The organism is Embleya sp. NPDC005971 (genome assembly GCF_040629175.1).
Classification (GTDB): Bacteria; Actinomycetota; Actinomycetes; order Streptomycetales; family Streptomycetaceae; genus Embleya.
In genome coordinates, this window is sequence record NZ_JBEXUX010000022.1 from 17053 (window position 1) to 41264 (window position 24212).

General features: G+C 71.4%; 25 protein-coding genes. 19 read left to right on the forward strand and 6 right to left on the reverse strand.

Features of this window, described 5'->3' with window-relative positions; genetic code table 11:
• The first annotated feature begins 22 nt into the window (after positions 1–22).
• Together ABZ374_RS20545 and ABZ374_RS20550 are read left to right on the forward strand one after the other, a co-directional pair.
• Positions 23–703, forward strand: coding sequence for an HAD-IA family hydrolase (locus ABZ374_RS20545; protein ID WP_360312989.1), 681 nt, complete (start codon positions 23–25; stop codon positions 701–703).
• A 92-nt stretch (positions 704–795) separates the two neighbouring features.
• A complete protein-coding gene (locus tag ABZ374_RS20550) occupies positions 796–1512 on the forward strand; it encodes a L,D-transpeptidase family protein (protein WP_360312991.1) in 717 nt (238 codons plus the stop codon).
• 60 nt (positions 1513–1572) lie between these two features.
• Here ABZ374_RS20550 and ABZ374_RS20555 read toward each other — a convergent pair whose 3' ends face one another.
• The 3 genes from ABZ374_RS20555 to ABZ374_RS20565 form a co-directional block, all read right to left on the reverse strand.
• Positions 1573–2838, reverse strand: coding sequence for a TerD family protein (locus ABZ374_RS20555; RefSeq protein WP_360312993.1), 1266 nt, complete (start codon positions 2836–2838; stop codon positions 1573–1575).
• Between the two features lie 143 nt (positions 2839–2981).
• A complete protein-coding gene (locus tag ABZ374_RS20560; RefSeq protein WP_360312995.1) occupies positions 2982–3905 on the reverse strand; it encodes a TIGR03619 family F420-dependent LLM class oxidoreductase in 924 nt (307 codons plus the stop codon).
• 98 nt (positions 3906–4003) lie between these two features.
• Positions 4004–4855 (reverse strand): SDR family oxidoreductase, encoded by an 852-nt coding sequence (locus tag ABZ374_RS20565; protein ID WP_360312997.1) that lies wholly within the window; start codon positions 4853–4855, stop codon positions 4004–4006.
• 109 nt (positions 4856–4964) lie between these two features.
• Between ABZ374_RS20565 and ABZ374_RS20570 the strand changes: the two genes are divergently transcribed.
• Both ABZ374_RS20570 and ABZ374_RS20575 read left to right on the forward strand, forming a co-directional pair.
• Entirely contained in the window at positions 4965–5378 is a 414-nt protein-coding gene (locus ABZ374_RS20570; protein ID WP_360312999.1) for a MarR family transcriptional regulator, read from the forward strand.
• A 102-nt stretch (positions 5379–5480) separates the two neighbouring features.
• The gene (locus ABZ374_RS20575) at positions 5481–6461 is read left to right on the forward strand and encodes an LLM class flavin-dependent oxidoreductase (RefSeq protein WP_360313001.1); all 981 of its coding nucleotides are present in this window, start codon (positions 5481–5483) and stop codon (positions 6459–6461) included.
• Between the two features lie 69 nt (positions 6462–6530).
• Here the strand turns inward: ABZ374_RS20575 and ABZ374_RS20580 are convergent, their stop codons facing one another.
• Positions 6531–7289, reverse strand: a complete 759-nt coding sequence (locus ABZ374_RS20580) for a hypothetical protein (protein ID WP_360313003.1) — start codon at positions 7287–7289, stop codon at positions 6531–6533.
• Positions 7290–7407: 118 nt separating this feature from the next.
• On the opposite strand from ABZ374_RS20580, the gene ABZ374_RS20585 reads away from it, so the two are divergent.
• The 4 genes from ABZ374_RS20585 to ABZ374_RS20600 all read left to right on the forward strand — a co-directional run bounded on the left by ABZ374_RS20585 (position 7408) and on the right by ABZ374_RS20600 (position 11705).
• A complete protein-coding gene (locus ABZ374_RS20585; RefSeq protein ID WP_360313005.1) occupies positions 7408–8286 on the forward strand; it encodes a metal-dependent hydrolase in 879 nt (292 codons plus the stop codon).
• Positions 8287–8433: 147 nt separating this feature from the next.
• On the forward strand, positions 8434–9153 hold the full coding sequence (locus ABZ374_RS20590) for a VTT domain-containing protein (RefSeq protein ID WP_360313007.1): 720 nt from the start codon (positions 8434–8436) through the stop codon (positions 9151–9153).
• A 40-nt stretch (positions 9154–9193) separates the two neighbouring features.
• Positions 9194–10132 carry a hypothetical protein gene (locus ABZ374_RS20595; RefSeq protein WP_360313009.1) on the forward strand — a complete coding sequence of 313 codons (939 nt, stop codon included), beginning with the start codon at positions 9194–9196 and terminating at the stop codon, positions 10130–10132.
• Between the two features lie 226 nt (positions 10133–10358).
• A complete protein-coding gene (locus tag ABZ374_RS20600) occupies positions 10359–11705 on the forward strand; it encodes an NlpC/P60 family protein (protein WP_360313011.1) in 1347 nt (448 codons plus the stop codon).
• A gap of 120 nt (positions 11706–11825) precedes the next feature.
• Here the strand turns inward: ABZ374_RS20600 and ABZ374_RS20605 are convergent, their stop codons facing one another.
• On the reverse strand, positions 11826–12317 hold the full coding sequence (locus tag ABZ374_RS20605; RefSeq protein ID WP_020549566.1) for an inorganic diphosphatase: 492 nt from the start codon (positions 12315–12317) through the stop codon (positions 11826–11828).
• A 151-nt stretch (positions 12318–12468) separates the two neighbouring features.
• Between ABZ374_RS20605 and dacB the strand changes: the two genes are divergently transcribed.
• From dacB to ABZ374_RS20660, 11 genes are all read left to right on the forward strand, one after another.
• Entirely contained in the window at positions 12469–13872 is a 1404-nt protein-coding gene (dacB, locus tag ABZ374_RS20610; RefSeq protein WP_360313014.1) for a D-alanyl-D-alanine carboxypeptidase/D-alanyl-D-alanine-endopeptidase, read from the forward strand.
• A 90-nt stretch (positions 13873–13962) separates the two neighbouring features.
• On the forward strand, positions 13963–15117 hold the full coding sequence (locus tag ABZ374_RS20615; protein WP_360313016.1) for a zinc-dependent metalloprotease: 1155 nt from the start codon (positions 13963–13965) through the stop codon (positions 15115–15117).
• 218 nt (positions 15118–15335) lie between these two features.
• Positions 15336–16316: a tRNA lysidine(34) synthetase TilS gene (gene tilS, locus ABZ374_RS20620; RefSeq protein ID WP_360313018.1), complete on the forward strand. Its 981-nt coding sequence runs from the start codon at positions 15336–15338 to the stop codon at positions 16314–16316.
• 46 nt (positions 16317–16362) lie between these two features.
• On the forward strand, positions 16363–16929 hold the full coding sequence (gene hpt, locus ABZ374_RS20625; RefSeq protein WP_078979398.1) for a hypoxanthine phosphoribosyltransferase: 567 nt from the start codon (positions 16363–16365) through the stop codon (positions 16927–16929).
• Between the two features lie 307 nt (positions 16930–17236).
• Positions 17237–19291, forward strand: a complete 2055-nt coding sequence (gene ftsH / locus ABZ374_RS20630) for an ATP-dependent zinc metalloprotease FtsH (protein ID WP_360313020.1) — start codon at positions 17237–17239, stop codon at positions 19289–19291.
• A 2-nt stretch (positions 19292–19293) separates the two neighbouring features.
• On the forward strand, positions 19294–19899 hold the full coding sequence (gene folE, locus ABZ374_RS20635; protein WP_360313022.1) for a GTP cyclohydrolase I FolE: 606 nt from the start codon (positions 19294–19296) through the stop codon (positions 19897–19899).
• Positions 19900–20008: 109 nt separating this feature from the next.
• Complete coding sequence (folP, locus tag ABZ374_RS20640; protein WP_360313024.1) at positions 20009–20893, forward strand: dihydropteroate synthase; 885 nt, start codon at positions 20009–20011, stop codon at positions 20891–20893.
• Positions 20890–21354 (forward strand): nuclear transport factor 2 family protein, encoded by a 465-nt coding sequence (locus ABZ374_RS20645; protein ID WP_360313026.1) that lies wholly within the window; start codon positions 20890–20892, stop codon positions 21352–21354. Before folP ends, ABZ374_RS20645 begins: the two co-directional genes overlap by 4 nt.
• 192 nt (positions 21355–21546) lie before the next feature.
• Complete coding sequence (gene folB / locus ABZ374_RS20650) at positions 21547–21909, forward strand: dihydroneopterin aldolase (protein ID WP_360313210.1); 363 nt, start codon at positions 21547–21549, stop codon at positions 21907–21909.
• Positions 21906–22493, forward strand: coding sequence for a 2-amino-4-hydroxy-6-hydroxymethyldihydropteridine diphosphokinase (folK, locus tag ABZ374_RS20655; RefSeq protein WP_360313028.1), 588 nt, complete (start codon positions 21906–21908; stop codon positions 22491–22493). The genes folB and folK overlap by 4 nt, the downstream gene beginning before the upstream one ends.
• Positions 22490–22954: a DUF3180 domain-containing protein gene (locus ABZ374_RS20660; protein WP_360313030.1), complete on the forward strand. Its 465-nt coding sequence runs from the start codon at positions 22490–22492 to the stop codon at positions 22952–22954. Before folK ends, ABZ374_RS20660 begins: the two co-directional genes overlap by 4 nt.
• Before the next feature lie 25 nt (positions 22955–22979).
• Here ABZ374_RS20660 and ABZ374_RS20665 read toward each other — a convergent pair whose 3' ends face one another.
• Positions 22980–24128 carry an ATP-binding cassette domain-containing protein gene (locus ABZ374_RS20665; RefSeq protein ID WP_360313032.1) on the reverse strand — a complete coding sequence of 383 codons (1149 nt, stop codon included), beginning with the start codon at positions 24126–24128 and terminating at the stop codon, positions 22980–22982.
• Positions 24129–24212 lie beyond the last annotated feature (84 nt).

Sequence of the window (24212 nt, forward strand, 5' to 3'; positions counted from 1 at the left end):
CCGCTCCTGACAGCCTGGCCGCATGGCGAACGACGGCACCACGCTCGACTGCGACGCGATCCTGTTCGATCTCGACGGCGTGCTGGTGGACTCCCATCCCCTGATCGAACGCATCCTGCGCGCCTGGGCGCGCGACCGCGGCGTCGACCCGGACGTGGCCGTCGCGGCCTCCTACGGGCGGCGGGACATCGACCTGGTCCGCGTGGTCGCCCCCACGCTGGACGCCGAGGTCGAGGCGGCCTGGATCGTCGAGCGCGAGGAGCGGGACTTCACCGGCATCCGCCCGATGCCCGGCGCGGTCGGTCTGCTCGCCGCGCTGCCCGCGGCGCGCTGGGCCATCGTCACGTCCGGCACCCGCCGGGTGGCCCGCGGCCGACTGCGTGCGGCGGAACTGCCCGAACCGGTGTACATGGTCACCGCGGAGGACGTCCGCGAGGGCAAACCGGCACCCGAGGGCTACCTGCGCGCGGCCGAACTGCTGGGCGTGCGGCCGGATCGTTGCCTGGTCGTGGAGGACGCGGAGAGCGGTGTGCGGGCCGCGGAGGCGGCCGGCATGCGCTGTCTGGGCATCGGCGCGGCCCTGGCCGAGGGCGAGATCGGCGCCGCGCTGGACGCGTGGGCTTCGGATCTGCGTCCGGTCGATCCCGAACTGGTCACGGCGGGACATGTCCGGCTGAACATTCACACGAATGGGTCAAACTAGGAACGCAACCTCTCGGGTCCCATTGGCGTCTACAAGGGTGCACGACTCGGGGAACATCCACATTTGGGTTTGGGTCGGAGAGGCACCACTCGATGAAGAAGACGCGTATATCCCTCGCGGTCACCGTGACCGCGATCCTGGCCTTGTCGGCCTGCAACTCCGGTTCGTCGAGTGACTCGAGCGCCAAAGCCGGAGCGCAGTCGCCGCTGCCCGCCACCTCCTCGTCCGCACCGGTGACGCCGGCGCCCGAGAGCACCGCGCCGCCGACCTCCGCCGCGCCCACGACCGGCGCGCCCACCAGCGCCGCGCCCAGCTCCGCCAAGCCCGGCACGAGCAAGCCGGCCACCACCGCGACGAGCAAGCCGCCGACGAGCAAGCCGCCGACCACCAAGCCCGCCTCGCCCAAGCCGCCGGCCGCACAGGCCGGGCTGGACGAGCGGTGCCTGACCGGCCGGGCGATCTGCATCGACAAGCGCACCGACCGGCTCACCTGGGTGATCGACGGCCAGACCCAGTACTCCACGGCCGTGCGCTTCGGCTCGGCCGAGACGCCCACCCGTGAGGGCGCGTTCAGCATCAACTTCAAGAGCCGCGACCACGTGTCGACGCTCTACCACACGCCGATGCCGTTCGCGATGTTCTTCTCCGGCGGCCAAGCCGTGCACTACTCGGCCGACTTCGCCGCCAACGGCTACAACGGTGCCTCGCACGGATGTGTGAACGTCCGGGACAAGGGCCTGGTGCAGCGGCTCTTCAACGAGACCCGGGTCGGCGACAAGGTGATCGTCTACCGCTCGGTCAAGAAGTAACCGCGACGACTCGACGATCGGCCACCGCCCGGCTCCGACGACCGAGCGGTGGCGACCCGATCAGCGCTCGCGCGGCGAGCGCACCGTCTTGAACTCCGCCGGTCCGGCGCCCATCTCGAACGTGCCGTCCGGGTGCAGCATCGGGCGGCGCTCCTGCATCAGCTTCGAGTACTTCTCCACGTGCTGGATCGAGACGCCGTCGGGGTCGGTGAAGTCGACCAGGGCGATGGCCACCCAGAACACCGCGCGCTTGTTGTTGAACAGCGGCACGTTCACGGTGGAGCCCTGGCCGTCGGTGACCTCGGCGTGCGCGCCGTAGGACTTGAAGCTGCCGAAGCCGTTCTCGACCGCGCTGTAGGCGCAGATCAGCACGTAGCCCTGCTCGTCGGGCCGGGTGATCCGGACCGTCTCCCGGCCGGGGACCCGCGAGTCGCCGTCCAGTTGGATGTAGGGCGCGGCGGTGAGGCTGCCGAGTTCGCGGTAGTAGATCACCCCGTCCTTGTCGCCCTTCTTCGCGCCCACCTTGGACCTGGGCACGAACAGCGCGTAGAGGTCCAGGTCGGCGCCGGTCTTGCGGCGCGCGTCGTCGCCGCCGTCCCAGACCAGGGACGCGGTGACGGTGATCGAGCGATCGCCCTTGTCCATGTTGATCGTCGCTCGGCCGCCCTTGGCCAGGTCGACCCGGCCGAGCGGCTCCTTGGCCATCGAGATCGGCGCGGGCGCGGCCGGCGCGGGGGGCGCGGCGGGCTCCTTGACCATCACGTGCGCGGGCGCGACGGGCGCGGGGGTCGGCTCCGGTTCCGGCTCGTCCTCGACCGAGATGCCGAAGTCGGTGGCCAGCCCGGCCAGCCCGCTCGCATAACCCTGACCGACCGCGCGCACCTTCCACGCGTCGCCGCGGCGGTACAGCTCGACCAGGACCGCGACCGTCTCGCCGCCCGCGAACGCGTCCGGCGTGTAGCCGATCCGCGCGTCGCCGGACACGGTGACCGCACCCAGGCCCGGCACCTGGCCCAGGGTCATCTCCGGGCGATCCGCGTCCGAGCTCACCACGACCACCACGCGGGCGATGTCGGCGGGCAGCTTGGCCAGTTCGACACTGACGTGGGTGGTTCCCGAGGGGCCGGCCGCCGTGCGCACCGCGCCGTCGCCGCCGACGGGATTGTTGAAGAAGACCAGATCCTCGTCGGTGCGCACCTTGTGCGCGTCGGTCAGCAGCACGGCGGACACGTCCACGACGTCGGTCGAGCCCCACCCGATGGAGACCTCGGCGCGGTCGCCGGTCAGGGGCGCGTTGGCGCCGGTGGGCAGCGTGACGTCGGACATGGAGGGCCCTCCCGCGTTGGACAAAGGCGCCGTTTCGCGCCCTGATCAGGGGAACGACCCTCCCGCCGACGACGTTCCGCAAACCGGGAACTTTCCCCAAGCAGAGGTAAAGCCCCAGCCGGCGGCGTCCCTCGGGGGGCGACTCAGCCCCCGGACACCACCCGGTCGAACAACTTCCTGGCTTCGGCGAAGAACGCGGGCGCCTGCTCCGGGCCGGTACAGAACACCTGGATCGGCAGGTGCACGGCGGTCGCACCGGCGGCGATCACCTCGGGCGCGCCGGCCATCGTGGCGGCCAGGTCGAACCGCCCGGCGTCGTCCTTGACCATCGGCAGCGGGCCCTGCACACGCAGCGCCTTCGGGTCGCGACCGGCCGCGGCGAGCGCCTCGCGGATGCGGAGCACGTCCCGGGCCATGTCGGCGGTGGACAGGCCCATGATCGGAATCCAGCCGTCGCCGCTGTGCACGATCCGGTCCAGATTGCGCTTGTTGAGGGTGCCGCCGATCCACAGCGGCACGCCGCCCGCCTGTACCGGCTGCGGCGCGCAGTAGACGTCGGTGAAGTTCACCGTCTCGGAGGCGAAGGACGCGGGCAGGTCGGTCCACAGCGCCTTGCACGCGGCCAGCGTGTCGGTCAGCAGTCGTCCCCGGGCGTCCCAGTCCAGGCCGGCCGCGTCGTACTCCTCGCGCTGCCACCCGGTGGCCACGCCCAACTCCAGGCGTCCGCGCGAGATCCGGTCCAGCGTCGCGGCGGTCTTGGCGAGCAGGGTGGCGCTGCGCAGCGGGGCGACCAGGATGCCGGTCGCCAGGCGCACGTGGGAGGTGACGGCGGCGATCGCGGCGAGCAGGGTGAGCGGCTCGGGCCAGGCGGCCTCGGGCGGCGTGGGGAAGCGGCCCCACGTGTAGTTGTGCGTGTTGGGGCCCATCACCACGTGGTCGACCAGGACGATGCGGTCGATTCCCGCGTCGTCGGCGGCTCGGCCGACGTCCACGAAGCCGGGCCAGTCGTCGGCGGGCCAGGTGCCGAAGTTCGGCAGGCCGATGGAAAGTTGCACGTCGGTGGTCATGCGGATGCTCCGTCGGGTCGAGGTCGAGGTGGGTGCGGCCGAGGCGCGGCCGGGGCGTGGTCGAGGCGGGGCGGGGATTCCGGGGCCCGGGTGGCGGTTCAGCGCGATCCGGCGTACGGATCGCGGCCGGCCACCGCCGCGTCGATCACCGCGTCGCCGAACGCGGCCCGGGCGTACTTCTCGAAGGACGGTGCCCGGCGCAGCTCGTTGCCGCCGTCCACGGCCAGACTCTGGCCGGTGGTCCACGAGGATTCGGGGCCGGCCAGGTGGCGGACCGCTTCGGCGATGTCCTCGGGCAGGCCGGTGCGGCCCAGCGGCTTGTTCGCCACGAAGCGCGCGATCATCTCGGCGTCGCCGAAGATCCGGGCCTCCTCGTGCGAGCGCACCAGGCCGGGACGGACCGCGTTGACCCGGACGCCGGCCGCGCCCAACTCGTCCGCGGCGGCCCGGACCAGTGCCTCCAGGCCCGCCTTCCCGGCCGCGTAGCCGCTCAGGAACGGCATGGTGAGTTTGGCCGCGGTCGAGGACACGCACACGATCGCGCCGCCGCCGCGTGCGGCGATCACGGGCGCGGCGTACTTGATCGCCAGGAACGCGCTGTGCGTGTTGCGCCGCAGGTCGGCCAGGAACGCGTCGTCGTCCATGGCCAGGATCGGCGCGGTGCCGCCGCCGCCCACGGTGGCCACGCAGACGGCGAGTTCGGGGCCCGCCGCCCGGACCGCGGCGCGGATCCCGTCGGTGGTGCAGGCGTCCGCCGCGACGACGCGCACCTGGGTGTCGGCCGGAGCCGAGGCGCGCAGTCGGTCGGCCGTCGTGGCGAGCACGTCGGGGCGCCGCGCGGTGAGCGTGACCGAGCAGCCGTCGCGCAGCAGCCGGGCCGCGCACGCGGAGCCGATGCCGCCACTGCCACCGGTGACCAGGGCCATCCGACCGGCCAGGATTGCGGGCATGGGCGGGTTCCTCCCGGGGTGAGCAGGGGAACTGACGACGTGTCAGTTCCGCGTCGACGTTACACCTCGAATCATTCGAGCTGTAACGAAGTTCGGCTAGAGTGTGGCCATGACCACGGGGGAAGGCGAGCTGCCGGGACTGACCGCGCTGCTCTACGCGGCCACCGCACGGCTGGACGCGCACTTCGCCGCGTGCGCCGGCGCGGTCGGCCTGACCGCGTCCCAGGCGAACGCCGTGCACGAACTCGCCGAGCCGCTGGGCATGCGCGAGCTGGGTCGGCGGATGTGCTGCGAGCCACCCAACGTGACGTTCGTGGTGGACCGCCTGGAGGAGCGCGGCCTGGTCGAACGCCGGCCGCACCCGGGGGACCGCCGGGCCAAGCTGATCGCGCTCACCGCCACCGGCGCCGAGCTGCGCGAGCGCCTGTTCGCCGCGCTGGCCTGCGATCCGCCGCTGACCGGCCTGCCGGACGCCGACCGGCGCGCCCTGCGGGTGCTGCTCGACCGGGCGTTGCACACGTGACGAGGCCCGCCCTGGTTCTCGGCGACCGGCGCGACTAACCTGACGCCCCATCAGAGAGTGCGGCGCCGCTCATCCCGGCGACGCCGGGGACAGGAGTACGGCATGGCTGTGTTCGCGCTGCGTTTCGACTTCCGCAATCCGGCTTTCGCCGGGACGAGCATGGGGGAGCGCTACGCGGCGGCACTCGACATGGTCGAATGGGCCGATCAGCGCGGGTTCTTCATGGTCACGCTGTCCGAGCACCACGGCTTCGCCGACGGCTACCTGCCCGCCCCGCTCCAGTTCGCCGCCGCGATCACCGCGCGCAGCCGGAACATGGGCGTGACCATCGCGGCGATACCCGCGCCGCTGCACGACCCGCTGCACCTGGCCGAGGAACTCGCGGTGCTCGACCTGCTCAGCCAGGGCCGGGTCAACGTGGTGCTCACCAACGGCTACGTCGACACCGAGTTCGCGATGTACGACGTGCCGATGCGCGAGCGGGCCAAGCGCACGGTGGAGACCGTCGAGACGCTGCGCAAGGCGTGGACGGGCGAGGAGTTCGAATTCCGCGGCCGGACCGTGCGGGTGACCCCCGAGCCGTTCCAAAAGGGTGGCCCGCCGATCATCCTGGGCGGCAGCGTCGAGGCCGCCGCCCGCCGCGCCGCGCGCATCGCCGACGGGTTCATGCCGTCCAACCCGGCGATCTGGGAGTTCTACCGGGACGAGAAGGTCAAGCTCGGCGAGGAGGACCCGGGTCCGTACTTCGGCGGCGACACCAGCTTCTTCCATCTCTCGAACGAGCCGGACCGGGACTGGGACAGGATCGCGCCGCACGCGCTGCACGAGGTCAACGCCTACGGCGAGACGATGGCCGCGGCGGGCACCGCGGGCGTGGGCGGCTATGCGAGCGTCACCGACGCCGACGCGCTGCGCGCGGGTGGGCAGTACCGGGTGATCACCCCGGAGACCCTGGTGGCCGAGCTCAAGGCGCAGGGCGACGCGGCGTTCGCGATCCTGCACCCGATGATGGGCGGCATCCCGCCGGAGCTCGCGTGGGAGAGCCTGCGCCTGTTCGAGAACGAGGTGCTCCCGAACCTGTAGGCACCGCGGCCGTGCCGCGCACCCCGACACCGCGGTCGGGGCGCGCGTCGCGGCCGAATCGTGCGCGCGTCAGTGGTGCGGTGCGCCCGCGACGAAGTCCTTGGTGTGGTCCCACCACGTGCGCCGGTCGGGCGGGAAGCGGCGCAGCGAGCGAGCCAGCTTGGTGTCCGCGTGCGGCGAGGTCCGCCCCGGGCCCTCCTTGTACCGCCAACGCGCCCAGGGCGACTCCGGCTTGGCGATGCGCAGCGCCGACACCATCGCGACGAACGGTACGAACACCCCGATCAGCCCGGTGGCGACCTTGCCCTTGGCCAGCGCGCACAGGGCGAAGGCCAGATTGAACACGACCACCGTCGCGGCCACCGGCTTGCTGTCGCCGTCGCCGAGGCCGAGCGGGTTGGCGCCGACGAACAACAACAGGCCCATCGCGGCGGTGATCAACACCGCGTCCACCGACTTGCGGCCGTCCGCCGCCCAGTACACGTCGTCCAGGTGCACGAGCAGCGCGAACTCGTCCAGCGTCAGCGCGGCGCCCATCCCGAAGAGCCCGGCGAGCACCTGTCGCAGCGCGCCGCCCGGTTCGTAGGCGAACTCCAGCGCGCCCGCGATCAGCATCAGGAAGATCCCGTACACCTGATGGTGCACGTGCACCTTGCCCACCATCATGTTTCGGAACGGGCCCTTGCCCGCACGGATCAACCGGGTGATCAGGCGGGTCACCGCGAACGTGAAGATGAACGCGACGAGCATCCAGCCGACGCCGTGTGGCCCGGCCTCGGCGTCGCCGGCCAGTCGCGCCGTGGTCGAGATCCAGCCTTGGTGGTGCACAAACCGTCCCTGCTCGCGATTCCCGTGTGAGGAGGATTGTCCATGATCGAATGGACCGAATGGCGCCACTGCCGCACCGGCACGATGGCGACCGGATCGAATCGAGGTTAGGACGCACATGGCCCTCCCCACGACCTCCACCGAGGTGACCTTCCCGGCGGGCGCGATCACCGGCGACGCGCCGATCCTGGCCGCGCCCGTGTTGCCGGACGGGCGGACCGCCCTGGTGGTCGCCAGGACGCCGTTCCACCCGCTGGACCACACCTGGCCGGACCAGCCCGCCGACACCGGAGTGATCCGGGTGGCGGGCGCGGAGCTGACCGTGTCGGACTGTGTCACCGGCGCCCTCGGCCCGGCCGGCGAGTTCGCGGTGGGCGAGGCGATTCCGGTCCGGCGCGGCGACGAGGACTGGTCCTGGCTCGTGCTGCACGTCCTGGACCGGGCCCCGGGCGATCCGGGCGAGCTGGTCGGGGCGCGTGCCGAGTTGGCCGTGGACGCCGACCGTCGGGCCGCGCTGAGCGCCGCGCACACCTCGTGCCATCTGCTGGCGTTCGCGCTCAACGCGGTGCTCGCGCCGCGCTGGCGCAAGGAGGTGCGTACCGACAGTCTCGGCCGCCCCGACTTCGACAACCTGGCGATCACCTCGTCCCGGATGGACGAGGGCGGCAGCCGCGACGACTACCGGATCGGCAAGTCGCTGCGCAAGAAGGGCTTCACCGCGGACGGCCTGGCCGCGGAACTGCCCGGCATTCGCGACGAGGTCGAGGCGCTGTTGGCGCAATGGCTGAAAACCGATGCCGAGGTGCGGATCGAGGTGCCCGGCCCGGCGCTCACCGCCCGTCGGGAGTGGCACTGCGGCCTGCCGGACGGCGACGCGCACATCGCGTGCGGCGGTTCGCACCTGGGTCGGCTCGGCGAGCTGCGCTCCCTGGGCATCGACCTGAGCATGGACGAGGACGGCGCACTCGTCGCGCTGACCCGGCCCGAGCGCGGCTGATCCCGTCCCGAGGAGCGTCGCCTCGGCCGGTCGGGAACCGGTCCCACGATGCGGACGTTACCTTCGGAAGGAATTCTCTTTGCCTAACCATGACCTGGTCGGGGGACTTCCGACGTCCGCCATCACCCGTTCCAGGAGGCTCGCGCCGTGAACACCATCGCCCTGGGTCCATCGTTTCTGGACCCCGACAAACTGATCTCGACGTTCGGTTTGATCGGCATCCTGGTGATCGTCTTCGCCGAGTCGGGGCTGTTGATCGGCTTCTTCCTGCCGGGCGACTCGCTGTTGTTCACCACCGGACTGCTGGTCTCGGACGGCAAGTTCTCCCAGCCGCTGTGGCTGGTGTGCCTGCTGCTGTGGGCCGCGGCGGTGGCGGGCGACCAGGTCGGCTTCCTGTTCGGCCGCAAGGTGGGGCCGTCCCTGTTCAACCGGCCCGATTCGCGGTTGTTCAAGCGCGAGAACGTGGCGAAGGCGCACGAGTTCTTCGAGAAGTACGGGCCGCGCTCGATCGTGCTGGCCCGGTTCGTGCCGATCGTGCGCACCTTCACCCCGATCGTCGCGGGTGTGGCCGCGATGAAGTACCGCACGTTCGTGGTCTACAACGTGATCGGCGGCCTGCTGTGGGCGGTCGGGGTCACCCTGCTCGGCCACTCGCTGGGTCAGGTGGGCTTCGTCCGGGACAACATCGAGTTCATCCTGATCGCGATCGTGCTGATCTCGGTGGTCCCGGTCGCGATCGAACTCCTGCGCGCCCGTTCGGCGTCGCGCAAGCGGACCGCGGCGGACCGGCCGGAGTCGGCCCCGGGTCGCGGTCGGCACCGCGCGAGCGACGACCGGCCGGACGCGGAATCGGGTCCGCGGCGCTGAGCCGTACGGGTCGGTCCCGGCCGCCAATAGAGTTCACGCCATGCGCGCTCAACTTCTGGCCCGGGCAACCCTGCCGTCCCTGTGGAGTCTCGACCGCATCCCCGGTGCGGCGGCCTGGCTCGCGCACGGGGTGGACGGTTCGCTCGTCGTGCTCGACGACTCGCTGAGCACCGTGTGCGAGGTGCGATTGCCCGAGGATTGGCGGGGTGGCCACTCGGTCACCCCCGACCTCGGGTACTTCGTCGCCTCGGCACCCGATCGAGTGGTGGTGTTGGACGGACAGGGGCGCGAGGTGTGGGCCCATCCGCACACGCCGTGGGAGCCCGAGGAGGCCGGCTCCTGCGCGGTCACCGCGGCCGGGATCTGGGCGGTGGTGCGCACCGCCGAGGGTGACCGATGTGTGCTGCTGGACGGCGCGGACGGCAGTGCGCTCGCGGCCTGGCCGCTGGATCCGGCCACCGTCGGCTCCGAACTGATTCCGCATCCCGACGGTGTGCACGTGGGCCTGGCCGCGTCGCACGCCGACGACGCGTACCGGGTCTTCGTGCTCGGCACGGACGCCCCGGACCGGGTGGCCGAGGTGCCGCCGGGGGAGAGCCGGGTGCTCACCGACGTGCACGGCTCCGGTCGGATGATGCTCACCACGCCGATCGAGGCGGGCCCGCTCGCGCTGGTGCGCTACCCGGACGGCGCGGTGATAGCGGCCCGGCCGGGGGAGCAGGTCTTCCCGGACCCGGACGAGGTGTTCGACATCTACGCTGGCTTCGTGCGCCGCGACCTGGTGCTCGCGGCCTCCTCGGGCGAGCGGCACGTGTTGTTCTCGGTGCCGGACCTGCGGGCGATCGCCGAGGTCGAGTATCCCGAGGACGCGCCGCGCGAATGGCTCGTGGTGCGCTCGGACGGCGTCTGGCTGACCGCCGACGCGGAGTCGGGCGCGGTGTGCATGTGGTCGCTGGAGCAGTCGGCGGCGGTCGGCTGAACGCACGACCGGGCGTGATCGGGGCGCGTTTTCGGCCGGCCGGGTCGCCGCGCTGCCGAGACCCGGGTGCGGGACTGATGTTCGAGTGACTCCCGAGGGATAAGCCCATTAGCGGGAAATATGTCGCTTATGGTGCGATTGTGAACGCCGGTCGTTAGGTTGGGAGATCTGCCCGGAACCGGGATCCCCGGTTCTCTTCGGTGCCCGCCGCTTGGAGGGAGACCGCATGCCTGGACCGTTCTTCCGCGCCGCAGTCCCTGCCGGACTCGCCGCCGTTCTCGTTTTCACGATCACCCCCGCCGCCCTCGCCGACGACCCCGCAGGCTCCGCCTACCCCGGTGCCGACCAGGTCCGCCAGGCCCGGGACGCGGCCACCGGCAAGGTCGACGACATCGGTCGGATCGAGGCCGAACTCGACCGCGAGACAACCGAACTCGGGCGCCTGGACGTCCGCGCCGAGGCCGCCGTCGAGGCGTACGACGGGGCCGTGGTGCTGCGCGGGCAGGCCCGCGATCGGGCCGTGGTCGCCGACGGATACCTGCGTACGGCGGACGCCCGGCTGACCCGCTCCCGGGACGAACTCGGCCGGCTCGCCGCACAGACCTACCGGATGGGCGGCGGCGCGCGACTGGGCACCTTCCAGGCGGTGTTGGGCGCCGACTCGCCCGCCGACCTGCTCTCCCGCATGGAGGGCATCCGGCGGATCTCGCAGGACGGCGAGGACACCCTGCACCGCGCCACCATCGCCGTCCGGGACGCGGCGAGTGCCAGGACCGATGCCGAACACACCGCGGAGACGGCCACCCGAGCCGCCGAGGCGGTCCTCGCGGCCAAGGAGCGGGTCGAGGCCGAACTCGCCGAGCAGCAGCACCGCGTCGGCGAGGTCGCCGCCCGGCGCACCGAGTTGCTGAGCGAACTGGCCACGCTGAAGCAGACCTCGGTCGACCTGGAGACGCAGCGTCGGGACGGCCTGGCGGCCGAGGCCCGGCGTCGCGCCGAGGAGGAGGCCCGGGCCCGGGCCGAGGCCGACGCGGCCCGCGAGGAGGCCGACCGACAGGCCGAGCAGGCGCGGGTGGTGCGCGAGGCCCGGGAGCGGGAGGCGGGCAAACCCACGAGGACGAACGCGCCGGCCAAGCCCGCCGATGGCCCCGACCCGGTGACCGCGACCCGACCCGACCCGCCCGCCGAGCCCCCCGCGGCCGACGGCGCCGGCGCGGCCACCGCGATCGCCTACGCGAAGGCGCAACTGGGCAAGCCCTACGTCTGGGGCGGCGAGGGCCCACGCGGCTACGACTGCTCGGGCCTGGTCATGCAGGCGTGGCGCAAGGCGGGCGTGACGATGACCCACTTCGCCGCCACGCAGTACTTCGAGAGCACTCCGGTGTCGTACCGGAACCTGCGCCCGGGCGACCTGATCTTCTGGACCGAGACCAAGAGCGCCTCCGACATCCACCACGTCGCGATGTACCTGGGCGGCGGCCGGATGATCCACGCGCCGCGCACCGGCGACGTGATCAAGATCAGCAACATGTTCTACATGGGCACCCCGGACTACTACGCCCGCCCGTCCTGACCCTGTCCCCGACCGCCGCAGTGCTCGACCGCTCGACCGTCACGACGACGAAACGCCGTCGCCGGCGGCCACCTTCGCGGGTGGCCGCCGGCGACGGCGTTCGTTCGAGGGGCTACCGGGTCAGTGGTGACCCTGCTCGGTGAGCCGCTTGCGGGACGCCTCGACCTCGGCCTCGGCCTCGTCGCGGCCGACCCAGTTGGCACCCTCGACCGACTTGCCCGGCTCCAGGTCCTTGTAGACCTCGAAGAAGTGCTGGATCTCCAGCCGGTCGAACTCCGAGACGTGGTGGATGTCACGCAGGTGCTCCACGCGCGGGTCCGTGGCCGGCACGCACAGGACCTTGTCGTCGCCGCCGGCCTCGTCCGTCATCCGGAACATGCCGATCGCGCGGCATCGGACCTGGACGCCCGGGAAGGTCGGCTCGTCCAGCAGCACCAGCGCGTCCAGCGGGTCACCGTCCTCACCGAGGGTGTCCTCGATGAAGCCGTAGTCCGCCGGGTAGCGCGTCGACGTGAACAACATCCGGTCGAGCCGGATGCGGCCCGTCTCGTGGTCCACCTCGTACTTGTTGCGCGATCCCCGGGGGATCTCGATGGTGACGTCGAACTCCAAGGCTCCTCCATAGTGCTGCGCCGGGACCGTTGCCGGGACCGTTAGGGTCGTTCTGTCCGCGAGGCCGAACCCGGCACAGGTCCCGGACAGAACCTGATCTGATCTCAGTGTCTCGCATGGCCGGTGGTCCGGCGGAAGGGGATGGTCTCGCGTGGCCGGCACAAGGAGCAAAGCGATCGCCGCAGTCCTGGCGGCGATCGTGCTGGCCGTGCTCACCACGCTGGTGCACGAGTCGTGGAAGGGTGAGCCCCTGGCGGCCCGCGCCGACCCGACGGGCGGCCGGGTCGCGAGCGCGCAGCCGGTGCTCGCGCCGGTCTCCGGCAATGCCACCGGCGTCGTGCCGACCGAGGCCGGCATCCGGGCCGCGCTGGATCCGTTGGCCAAGGCGACCGCGCTCGGCGCCCCGCCCGCGATGGCCGTCGTCGACGCGCTGACCGGCAAGGCGCTGTACGGCGCCAACCAGGACCGCGCGGCAACTCCCGCGTCCACCACGAAGATCACCACGGCGGTGGCCGCGCTCACCGCGCCCGGCCCGAACCACCGGATCGCCACCCGGGTGGTGCCCGGCGGCACGCCCGGCACCATCGTGCTGGTCGGCGGCGGCGACCCGACGCTGACCGCGCTCGACGGCAACCAGTACAACAGCGCCTTCCGGCCCGCCCGACTGTCCGACCTGGCCGAGTCGACCGCGACCGCGCTCAAGGCGACCGGCACCACCCAGGTCAAGCTCCAGTACGACACCACCCTGTACACCGGCCCGGCCCTGCACGCGATCGGCGTCAACGAGAACATCGCCCCCGTCGTGTCGCTGATGGTCGACGAGGGTCGGGTGGACCCGACGGTGGTCGGCAAGGAGAGCAACCGGGTGTCGTCGCCGGGCATCGACGCCGCGAAGAAGTTCGCCGCGATGCTCAAGACGGCGGGCATCACCGTCGACGGCACGCCCGCCGCGGGCACCGCGCCCGCCGGCGGCGCGCCCGCACTCGCCTCGGTCCAGTCCCCGCCGTTGTCCGCGATGGTCGAGCAGATGTTGACGGTCAGCGACAACGACCTGGCCGAAGCCCTGCTGCGGCAGGTCGCGATCGCCAACGGACAACCCGCGAGCTTCCAGGGCGGCACCGTCGCGGCGCGCAAGGTCCTGGAGGGTCTGGGCGTCACCTACGGGGCGTCCAACCTCAAGGACGGCAGCGGCCTGGACAAGGAGGACCGGCTCACCCCGCAGACGCTCGTGCAGACCCTCGCGGTGGCCGCGTCCGAACCCCACCCCGAACTGCGCTGGGCCCTCACCGGCCTGCCGATCGCGGGCTTCACCGGCACCCTGGCCGAGCGGTACGGCCCGAACAGCAGCGCCGCCGACGCGGCCGGCGTGGTCCGGGCCAAGACCGGCTCGTTGACCGGCGTCAGCACGCTGGCCGGCCTGGTCCGGGACCGGGACGGGCGACTGCTCGCGTTCGCGATCCTGGCCGACCGCTTCACCGGCGATCCCGACCCGGCCCGCGCGGCGATCGACCGGATGGCCGCCGCCCTGGCCGACTGCGGCTGCGGCACCGGCTGACCCGGCCGACCCGGCACAAAACCCGCTCCTGACCAAGTCACAGCCCCCGGTTCCTCTTTCGGGGCCGCGCCGAGCACGTAACGTGGCCGTATGACGAGCGGCAACGGTGCGGACATGATCGATTGGGACCTGGCCGTGGCGACGGCGAACCGGCTCGTGCGGCCGGGACCCGACGTCGGACGGGACGAGGCGCGGGCGGTCGTGGCGGAGCTGCGCGCGCACGCCAAGACGTCCGAGGGACACGTACGAGCGTTCACGGGACTCGATTCGGGCGACAACGACACCCCGGTCCTGGTGGTGGACCGACCGGGCTGGGCCCGGGCCAACGTGCAGGGCTTCCGGCACGTGTTGCGACCACTCCTGGACAAGGTCGAACAGCGCCGCGAGAGCGTGCCGGGCGGTGCCGCGCTGGGCACCGTGGGCGGCAAGGTGACCGGCCTGGAGCTGGGCACCCTGCTCGCGTTCCTGTCCTCGCGCGTGCTCGGCCAGTACGAGACCTTCGCGCCGCAGGCCCCGGGCGCGAGCGGGCGTGGCCCCGGGCGCCTGCTCCTGGTCGCGCCCAACATCGTCCAGGTCGAGCGCGAGCTGGGCGTGGACCCGCACGACTTCCGGTTGTGGGTGTGCCTGCACGAGGAGACCCACCGGACCCAGTTCACCGCCGTGCCGTGGTTGCGCGACCACCTGGAACAGGAGATCCACGGCTTCCTCGGGGAGACCGAGGTCGACCCCTCCGCGGTGCTCGGCCGGCTGCGCGAGGCGGTCTCCACGTTCGCGGGCGCGCGCCGCGCCGGCACCGAGGGCGACACGGACGGCGGCTCGCTGGTCGAACTCGTCCAGACGCCCGAGCAGCGCGAGATCCTGGGCCGGATCACCGCGGTGATGTCGCTCCTGGAGGGACACGCCGACTTCGTGATGGACGGAGTCGGCCCGCAGGTCATCCCGACCGTGACGGAGATCCGGGAGAAGTTCGCCGAGCGGCGCGCCCAGGGCACCGGGCGGCTCGACCAGGCGCTGCGCAAGCTGCTCGGCATGGACGCGAAGCTGCGCCAGTACCGCGACGGCGAGCGGTTCGTGCGCGAGGTGGTCGGTCGGGTCGGCATGGAGGGCTTCAACCGGGTGTGGACCTCGCCGAACACGCTGCCCACCAAGGCCGAGGTGGCCGAGCCGGGCCGCTGGGTGGACCGGGTGCACGGCAAGGCGGGCGCCGCCGGCGCGCCGACCGAGGGCCCCGCCGACCCCGGGTGAGAGTCGGCGCCCGACACCCGACGCGGCGCCGGTACGCGCCGCGCCGGGCCCGCGCCGGCCCGCCCCGTCCTCATCCGGGCGACATCCGGTGGTGTCTGCGGCCCGGGGCGCTTCGGGTGACGTAGCGTGGGCGAACCAACTCTCTTCGGCATTCCTCGCGGCGGCCGCGACCTCCGCGAACCGGCCGAACCGGACGTGCAAGGAGGTGTCGTCGAGCCGTGGGACCCCATCCCGCCGTGGCCGCCACCAGGCTGGCCGTCCGCAAGACCCTGCGCGAGCTGCAACCGGGTGACCTGGTCCTGGTGGCCTGCAGTGGTGGTGCGGACTCGTTGGCGCTCGCAGCGGCCACCGCGTTCGAGGCCCCGCGGGCGGGTCTGCGTGCCGGAGCCATCACCGTCGACCACGGTCTCCAGGCGGGCTCCACCCGTCGTGCCGTGGATCTCGTCGCCCGACTGCGCGACCTGGGCCTGCGTCCGGTCGAGGCGCTCGGCGTCACCGTCGGCACCCGCGGCGGCCCCGAAGGCGCCGCGCGGCTGGCCCGATACACCGCCCTGGACACCGCCGCGCGGACGCACGGCGCCGCGCTGGTGCTGCTCGGGCACACCCTGGAGGACCAGGCCGAGACCGTGCTGCTCGGGCTCGCCCGAGGCTCCGGCGCGCGCTCGCTGGCCGGCATGCCGCCGCTGACCGGGCACTACCAGCGCCCGTTCCTGGAGCTGGGCCGCGACATCACCCGGCAGGCGTGCGTCGCGCAGGACCTGCTGCCCTGGGAGGACCCGCACAACGCCGACCCCGCCTACACCAGGGCACGGGTGCGGCACGAGGTGCTCCCGGTGCTGGAGAAGGCGCTCGGCCCCGGAGTGTCCGAGGCGCTGGCCCGCACCGCGCGCCTGTTCCGCGACGACGCCGAGGCGCTCGACCAGTGGGCCGACCGCGCCCAGGCGGACGTCACGCACGACGACGGCGAACTGGAGGTCGCCGGGCTGGCCGAGTTGCCCGCCGCGGTCCGCCGTCGGGTATTGCGCCGCACGGCCGTCGGCGCGGGCAGCCCCTCCGGGGCACTGTTCGCCCGACACGTGGAGGCGGTGGAGAAGCTGGTCATCTCGTGGCACGGCCAGGGGCCCATCCACCTGCCCGGGGGCGTCGAGATACGCAGACGGTGTGGCAGGCTTCTCTTTCACCGGCCGGCTCAATCCTGACCGGTGACCGCGGGGCTCAGTCGAAAACTTCGTAGTAAGGCATGTGGTGGACGAGAAGGACATGGGCGCCGACCTCGAAAGGGTCCTCGTCACGCAGGAGGAGATCGAGGCGAAGCTCGTCGAGCTCGCCGAACGGATCGACGAGGACTACCGGGGCCAGGACCTGCTCCTGGTCGGCGTGCTCAAGGGCGCCGTCATGGTCATGGCCGACCTCGCCCGAGCCGTGCACTCGCCGGTCAAGATGGACTGGATGGCGGTGTCCTCCTACGGCTCCGGCACCAAGTCCTCGGGCGTCGTGCGCATCCTCAAGGACCTCGACGCGGACATCGCCGGTCGGCACGTGCTGGTCGTCGAGGACATCATCGACTCGGGCCTGACCCTGTCGTGGATGCTCGCCAACCTCACCTCGCGAGGTCCCGCCTCGCTGGAGGTGTGCGCGTTCTTCCGCAAGCCGGAGGCCGCCAAGGTCGACATCCCGGTCAAGTACGTGGGCTTCGACATCCCCAACGAGTTCGTGGTGGGTTACGGCCTCGACTACGCCGAGCGCTACCGCAACCTGCCGTTCGTGGGCACTCTGGCCGAGCATGTATACGGTGGTTCGAAGCCGACCTGACCCGCTCGGACGCATGGATCACGGCTTCGGGTTTGCGCGATCGAGATCCTGTAACAGCATCCGGGAACAAGGGGAACGTTTCCCCTCGTTGGAGGGTGCGTCGGGGGTCGATTCACGAAGGCGCGCAAGGTGAGTGAACGCGCGGCGCGTTGACGTGCGGATGCCCGGTGTACCGTCTAACGCAGTGACATCCGATCAGCACGGGCGACCGTGCCGGGCGATACCGGACAGGCAACGTACCCGGGCGCCATAAGGCGTCCGGGTCAAAAGTCGGCAGGAGGGACGGGGCGTCTGCTGCCCCGCATCGATGGACGTCAAGCGCTATTTCCGCGGGCCGGTCATGTGGATCGCGCTGGCCGTCATTGCTGTGATCCTCCTGATGCAGCTCGTCTCCTCTTCGAGCGGCTTCAAGGGTGTCGACACCGGCAAGGCGATCCAGGCGATCCAAAACGACCAGGTCAAGTCAGCCAAGCTCATCGGCGGTAACGACCAGTCACTCGAACTCACCCTGATCGACGGGGTGAAGGTCGACAAGCACAACAAGATCAAGACTTCGTACATCGACGAGCAGGGCGTGGAGATCCAGCGCCTGCTCCAGTCCAAGTACGAGCAGGGCAAGATCCAGGACTCCTACACGGTCAAGCTCAGCAAGCAGAGCACGATCGTCAGCATCCTGTTCTCCCTGCTGCCGTTCGTGCTCATCGTCGTGGTCTTCCTGTTCCTGATGAATCAGATGCAGGGCGGCGGCTCCCGGGTCATGAACTTCGGGAAGTCCAAGGCCAAGCTGATCTCCAAGGACACGCCGAAGACGACCTTCGCCGACGTGGCCGGTGCGGACGAGGCGGTCGAGGAACTCCACGAGATCAAGGAGTTCCTCCAGGAGCCCGCCAAGTTCCAGGCGGTCGGCGCGAAGATCCCCAAGGGTGTGCTGCTGTACGGCCCGCCCGGAACCGGCAAGACCCTGCTCGCCCGCGCGGTCGCGGGTGAGGCCGGCGTGCCGTTCTACTCGATCTCCGGTTCCGACTTCGTCGAGATGTTCGTCGGTGTCGGCGCCTCCCGAGTGCGCGACCTGTTCGAGCAGGCCAAGGCCAACGCGCCGGCGATCGTCTTCGTCGACGAGATCGACGCGGTCGGCCGACACCGCGGCGCGGGCATGGGCGGCGGTCACGACGAACGCGAGCAGACCCTCAACCAGCTCCTGGTCGAGATGGACGGCTTCGACGTCAAGGGCGGCGTGATCCTGATCGCCGCCACCAACCGGCCCGACATCCTGGACCCCGCGCTGCTGCGCCCGGGCCGCTTCGACCGGCAGATCGCGGTCGACCGTCCCGACATGCAGGGCCGCTGGGACATCCTCAAGGTGCACGCCAAGGGCAAGCCGGTCACCGACGACATCGACCTCAAGGCGGTCGCTCGGCGCACCCCCGGGTTCACCGGTGCCGACCTGGCGAACGTGCTCAACGAGGCCGCGTTGCTGACCGCCCGCGCGGACGCCAAGCTGATCGACGCGCAGTCGATGGACGAGGCGATCGATCGGGTCGTGGCCGGGCCGCAGAAGCGCACCCGGATCATGAGCGACAAGGAAAAGAAGATCACCGCGTACCACGAGGGCGGCCACGCCCTGGTGGCCCACGCGCTGCCGAACACCGACCCGGTGCACAAGATCACGATCCTGTCCCGCGGTCGCGCGCTCGGCTACACGATGGTCCTGCCCGAAGAGGACAAGTACTCCACCACGCGCAACGAGATGCTCGACCAGCTCGCCTACATGATGGGCGGGCGCGCGGCGGAGGAGCTGGTCTTCCACGACCCGACCACGGGCGCCTCGAACGACATCGAGAAGGCCACCGGTCTGGCCCGCTCGATGGTCACCCAGTACGGGATGACCGAGCGGCTGGGTGCGATCAAGTTCGGCAACGACGGTGCCGAGCCCTTCCTGGGTCGTGAAATGGGTCACCAGCGCGACTACTCCGAAGAGGTCGCGGCTATCGTCGACGAAGAGGTCAAGAGGTTCATCGAGACCGCCCACAACGAAGCGTGGGAGATTCTCGTCGAGAACCGTGACGTGCTGGACAACCTGGTGCTGGAGCTGCTGGAGAAGGAGACCCTGGACAAGGCCCAGGTCGCCGAGATCTTCGCTCCGGTCACCAAGCGCCCGGCTCGTCCCGCGTGGACGGGTTCCAGCCGGCGTCAGCCGTCCAGCCGTCCCCCCGTGATGACGCCCCGCGAGCTCACACTCTCCGGCGGCGGCAGCGAGAATGGAATTCTCAACGGTGGCTCGACCTCTGCGACGGGCACCACGACGGGGTCCGGTGGGGCGGTAGCGCACCCCGAGCCGCCGTCCGATTCTCCGGAGAACTGAACGTGACGATCGACCCGGTCACCTTCGACGGTCGTACCGTGGGTGAGTTCGACCAGGATCGCGCCGAGCGCGCGGTTCGGGAGCTGTTGCTCGCGGTCGGGGAGAACCCCGACCGCGAGGGTCTCAAGGACACCCCGGCTCGTGTGGCCAGGTCGTACCAGGAGATCTTCGCGGGACTGCGGCAGGAGCCCGAGGACGTACTCACCACGACCTTCGACCTCGGCCACGACGAGATGGTCCTGGTCAAGGACATCGAGGTCTACAGCACGTGCGAGCACCACCTCGTGACTTTTCACGGGGTGGCGCACGTGGGGTACATCCCGTCGGAGGACGGTCAGATCACCGGCCTCTCCAAGCTCGCGCGCCTGGTGGACGTCTACGCCAAGCGTCCGCAGGTGCAGGAGCGGCTGACCACCCAGATCGCCGACGCGCTGGTGAACATCCTGCGCCCGCGCGGGGTGATCGTGGTGGTCGAGTGCGAGCACCTGTGCATGACCATGCGCGGCATACGGAAGCCGGGTGCGCGCACCCTCACCTCCGCCGTGCGCGGGCAGTTGCTGAACGCGGCCACGCGAGCCGAGGCGATGAGCCTGATCCTGAGCCGGTAGCGGTCGCACGGCGCACGGTCGCGGGTCGGTGGGGACACCGGCGACAAGTCGCGACGCAGTACTCGGGGGTTGACCGGGCAGCGCCCGGTCAACCCCTACTCTGTTCCCCATGACAGCGACGACCGGCCCGCGACATCGGGCTCCCGACCGCCCACCACGGGTGCGCGGCCTGCCCGAGTTCGGCCGGTGCGCGGTCATGGGGGTGGTCAATGTGACCCCCGATTCGTTCTCCGACGGCGGCCTGTGGTTCGACTCGAAGGCCGCGATCACGCGTGGGCTCGCGCTGCTCGACCAAGGGGCCGACCTGATCGACGTGGGCGGCGAGTCGACCCGACCGGGGGCCGGTCGGGTCGATGTGGACGAGGAACTGCGCCGGGTCGTCCCGGTGGTGCGCGAACTGGCCGCGGCCGGCGCGGTGGTCAGCGTGGACACCACCCGGGTCGAGGTCGCGAGCGCCGCCGTCGAGGCCGGCGCCAGGCTGGTCAACGACGTCAGCGGCGGGCTCGCGGATCCGGCGATGGCCGCCTACGTGGCCGACAGCGGGGTGCCCGTGGTGGTCATGCACTGGCGTGGGCACTCGCGCGGCATGCAGGAGCACGCGGTCTACGCCGACGTGGTCGCCGAGGTGCGCACCGAGTTGGCCGAGCGGATGGAGAAGGTGATCGCGGCCGGCGTGCACCCCGACGCGATCGTGCTCGACCCGGGTCTGGGCTTCGCCAAGACGGCCGCGCACAACTGGCCGTTGCTCGCCCACCTGGACGCGCTGCACGAGCTCGGTCGTCCGCTGCTCGTGGCCGCGTCCCGCAAGACCTTCCTGGGGCGGCTGCTCGCCGCCGAGGACGGCACACTGCGTCCGCCTCGCGGCCGCGACGACGCGACGGCCGCGGTCTCCGCGCTGGCCGCCGCCGCGGGCGCGTGGGCCGTCCGTGTGCACGAGGTGCCCGCTTCGCTCGACGCGGTCAAGGTGGCGGCTGCCTGGCAGGAGGCCCGATGAACCCGATTGACGACCAGACGTCGCCCGAGGCGGACGCGGTACGCGAGGTCAACCTCGCGCTGTGGACGGCCGTCGAGGAGGGCGACATCGACGCCCTCGGCGCGATCTGGGCCGACGGCCCCGACGCGCCCAGCGTGACGTGCGTGCATCCGGGGTGGCCCGCGTTGCACGGACGCGCGGAGATTCTGCGCTCGTACGCGCTGATCATGGCGAACACCGCGTATGTGCAGTTCTTCCTGACCGACGTCGAGGTCAAGCTGGCCGGCGAGGTCGCGGTGTTGTCCTGCACGGCGAACATGCTGACCGGGATGGCCGAGGAGGACGGCGGCGACGAGGCCGGGTTCGCGGGCGGCCGGGCGGTGGTCACCAACGTCTTCCGGCGCACTCCCGCGGGCTGGCGGTTGTGGCTGCACCACGCGTCGCCGGTGATGGCGGAGGTCGACGCCGAAGAGGAGATCTGACCGATCCCGATCGCTTCGATGCGTCGTTCGGGTGTCTTCGGGGCACCCGGCCGAGCGAACCTGTCGGGTTCGCTGGGTACATTCGTACCGCACAGAGGTGGTCCGGCCGTCGGCGCGACCGCCCCTCGACGGGTCGACAACCGAACGGTCGGGGTGCGCAGTGATGGGATAGCGCCGAGGAGGCGACTGATGCTGGACCGCGTCTCGCTGCGGGGACTGAAGGCCCGCGGCAACCATGGAGTGTTCGCGAAGGAACGCGACGAGGGCCAGACCTTCGTTGTCGACGTCGTGCTCGGGGTGGACACCCGTCCGGCCGCGCAGTCCGACGACCTCACCCTCACGGTGCACTACGGCGAGGTCGCCGAGGACGTGGTCGGCGTCGTCCAGGGCGACCCGGTCGATCTGATCGAGACGCTCGCGCAGCGGATCGCCGACGTGTGCCTGGCCCGCCCGCTCGTGCAGGAGGTGGAAGTGATCGTGCACAAGCCCGACGCCCCGATCACCGTCCCGTTCGACGACGTGACGGTGACCATCGTGCGAGGGCGGGACCGATGACCGACACCGTCGAGGAGCCCACGCGCGAACCGGTCCCGGAGCAGCCCGCCGAGACCGCCGGCCGGCGGATGCCGTCGACCTGGAGCCGGGTCGTGCTCGCGCTCGGCAGCAACCTGGGCAACCGCCTGGAAACCATCCAGGGTGCCATCGACGAGATCGCCGACACCCCGGGAGTGAGCCTGCTGCGGGTGTCCCCGGTCTACGAGACCGACCCCGTGGGCGGGCCCGAGCAGGGCACCTACTTCAACGCGGTGGTCGAGGTGCGCACGCTGCTCACCCCGGATCTGATCCTGGAGCGCGGCAACTCGATCGAGGAGGCGTTCCAGCGGGTCCGGGTCGAGCGCTGGGGACCGCGCACGCTGGACGTGGACGTGATCTGGTTCGAGCACGTGGTGCGGGACGACCCGCGCCTGACCCTGCCGCATCCGCGCGCGCACGAGCGTTCGTTCGTGCTCGCGCCGTGGCACGACATCGACCCCGAGGCGGAGGTACCGGGCCACGGCCGGGTCGCCGACCTGCTCGCGCGGGTGGGCCTCGACGGGGTGCGTCGCCGTGACGACCTGGAGCTGACCGCAGACCGATGAAGCCCACGCGCCCGCTCGTCCTGCTCGCCCTCGCGCTGGGGGCGGGTGGCCTCGCGTATGCCGGAATCGACCTGTGGGACTCGCGCGGCACGCCGCCCGTGGTCCCGATCCTGGCCCCGATCGTGCTGCTGTGCCTGGCCGCGATCGCGTTGGCGACCGCGCTGTCGCTGCGTTCGCGGCTCAAGGCGCAGCGCGAGCGGCGGCCGAACGCCCGCCCGGTGGATCCGCTGGTCGCCGCGCGGGCGGTGGTCTTCGCCAAGGCCGGTTCGTTGGTCGGCGCGCTGGTGGTGGGCCTGTACGGCGGCTACGCGCTCTACCTGACCGGCTTCCTGGAGGTCACCGAGCGCTCGGCCCAGGCCCAGCGCTGTGCCTTCGCCGTGGGCGCGGGCCTGCTGCTGGTCGGCGGCTGCCTGTTCCTGGAGCGGATACTGCGCGTCCCCGAGGACCCCGAGGACAAGTAGCCCCGGGCCGGCCCGGGATTTCCCGTCAGCCCTCGATCGTGTCCAGCACGACCTCGGCCAACGGGATGTCCCGCTCCTCCGCACCGATCGAGCGCCGCAGGGCCTCGTGCAGCCGCGCCGGCGTGAGCACGCCCACGAACCGGTCCCCGTCCAGCACCGCGATCCACCCGGCGTCGTGCTGGAGCATCTCGCCGAACGCCTGCTTGAGCGAGGCGCGCACCGACACCCAGGCCTCCATCCGGCGGGCCCGATCGCGCACCGTACCGGCGGTCGCGCGGTCGTCCACCCACCCGTGCAGGTTGCCCGCGTCGTCCAGCACCACGGCCCAGCGCGAGTCGGCCGCGCGCAGCTTCGCGAGCGCCTCCGACATCGGGTCGTCCAGGTGCACGACCGGCGGCAGTTCGAGGTCCTCGGGGGTGATCTCGGTCACCGACAGCCGCTTGAGGCCGCGATCCGCCCCGACGAAGTCGGCGACGTAGTCGTTGGCGGGCGCGCCGAGCACGCTGGAGGGCGTGTCGAACTGCTCGATGTGGCCGCCCATCGAGAAGACCGCCATCCGGTCGCCGAGTCGCACCGCCTCCTCGATGTCGTGCGTGACGAACAGGACGGTCTTCTTCAACTCCGCCTGAAGTCGCAGGAATTCGCTCTGCAGACGCTCGCGCACCACCGGGTCCACCGCGCCGAACGGCTCGTCCATCAGCAACACCGGCGGGTCGGCGGCGAGGGCGCGGGCCACGCCGACCCGTTGGCGCTGGCCGCCGGAGAGCTGGTGCGGGTAGCGGTCGCCGAGCCTGGCCGGGTCCAGGCCGACCAGCTCCAGGAGTTCGACGCCGCGCGCCCGGGCCTTCTTGCGGTCCCAGCCCAGCAGACTCGGCACGGTGACGGTGTTCTCCAGCACGGTGCGGTGCGGGAACAGGCCGCCGGACTGGATCACATAGCCCATCCGCCGGCGCAGTTTGACCGGGTCGGCCCGGGTGATGTCCTCGTCGTCCAGGAAGATCCGCCCTGACGTGGGTTCGATCAGCCGGTTGACCATTTTCATCGTGGTGGTCTTGCCGCAGCCGGACGGGCCGACCAGGGTGACCAGTTCGCCCGCGGCGACCTTCAGGGACAGTTCCGCGACAGCCTCGGTGCCGTCGGGGTACCGCTTGGTGACGCGGTCGAGCCGGATCATGGGGACCCTCCGGGGGCATGGCGGGCAATTGTGGCAGGTGTCCGGAGATCCGGGTGATTCCCGGCCCCCAAGGGTGGCAACGTA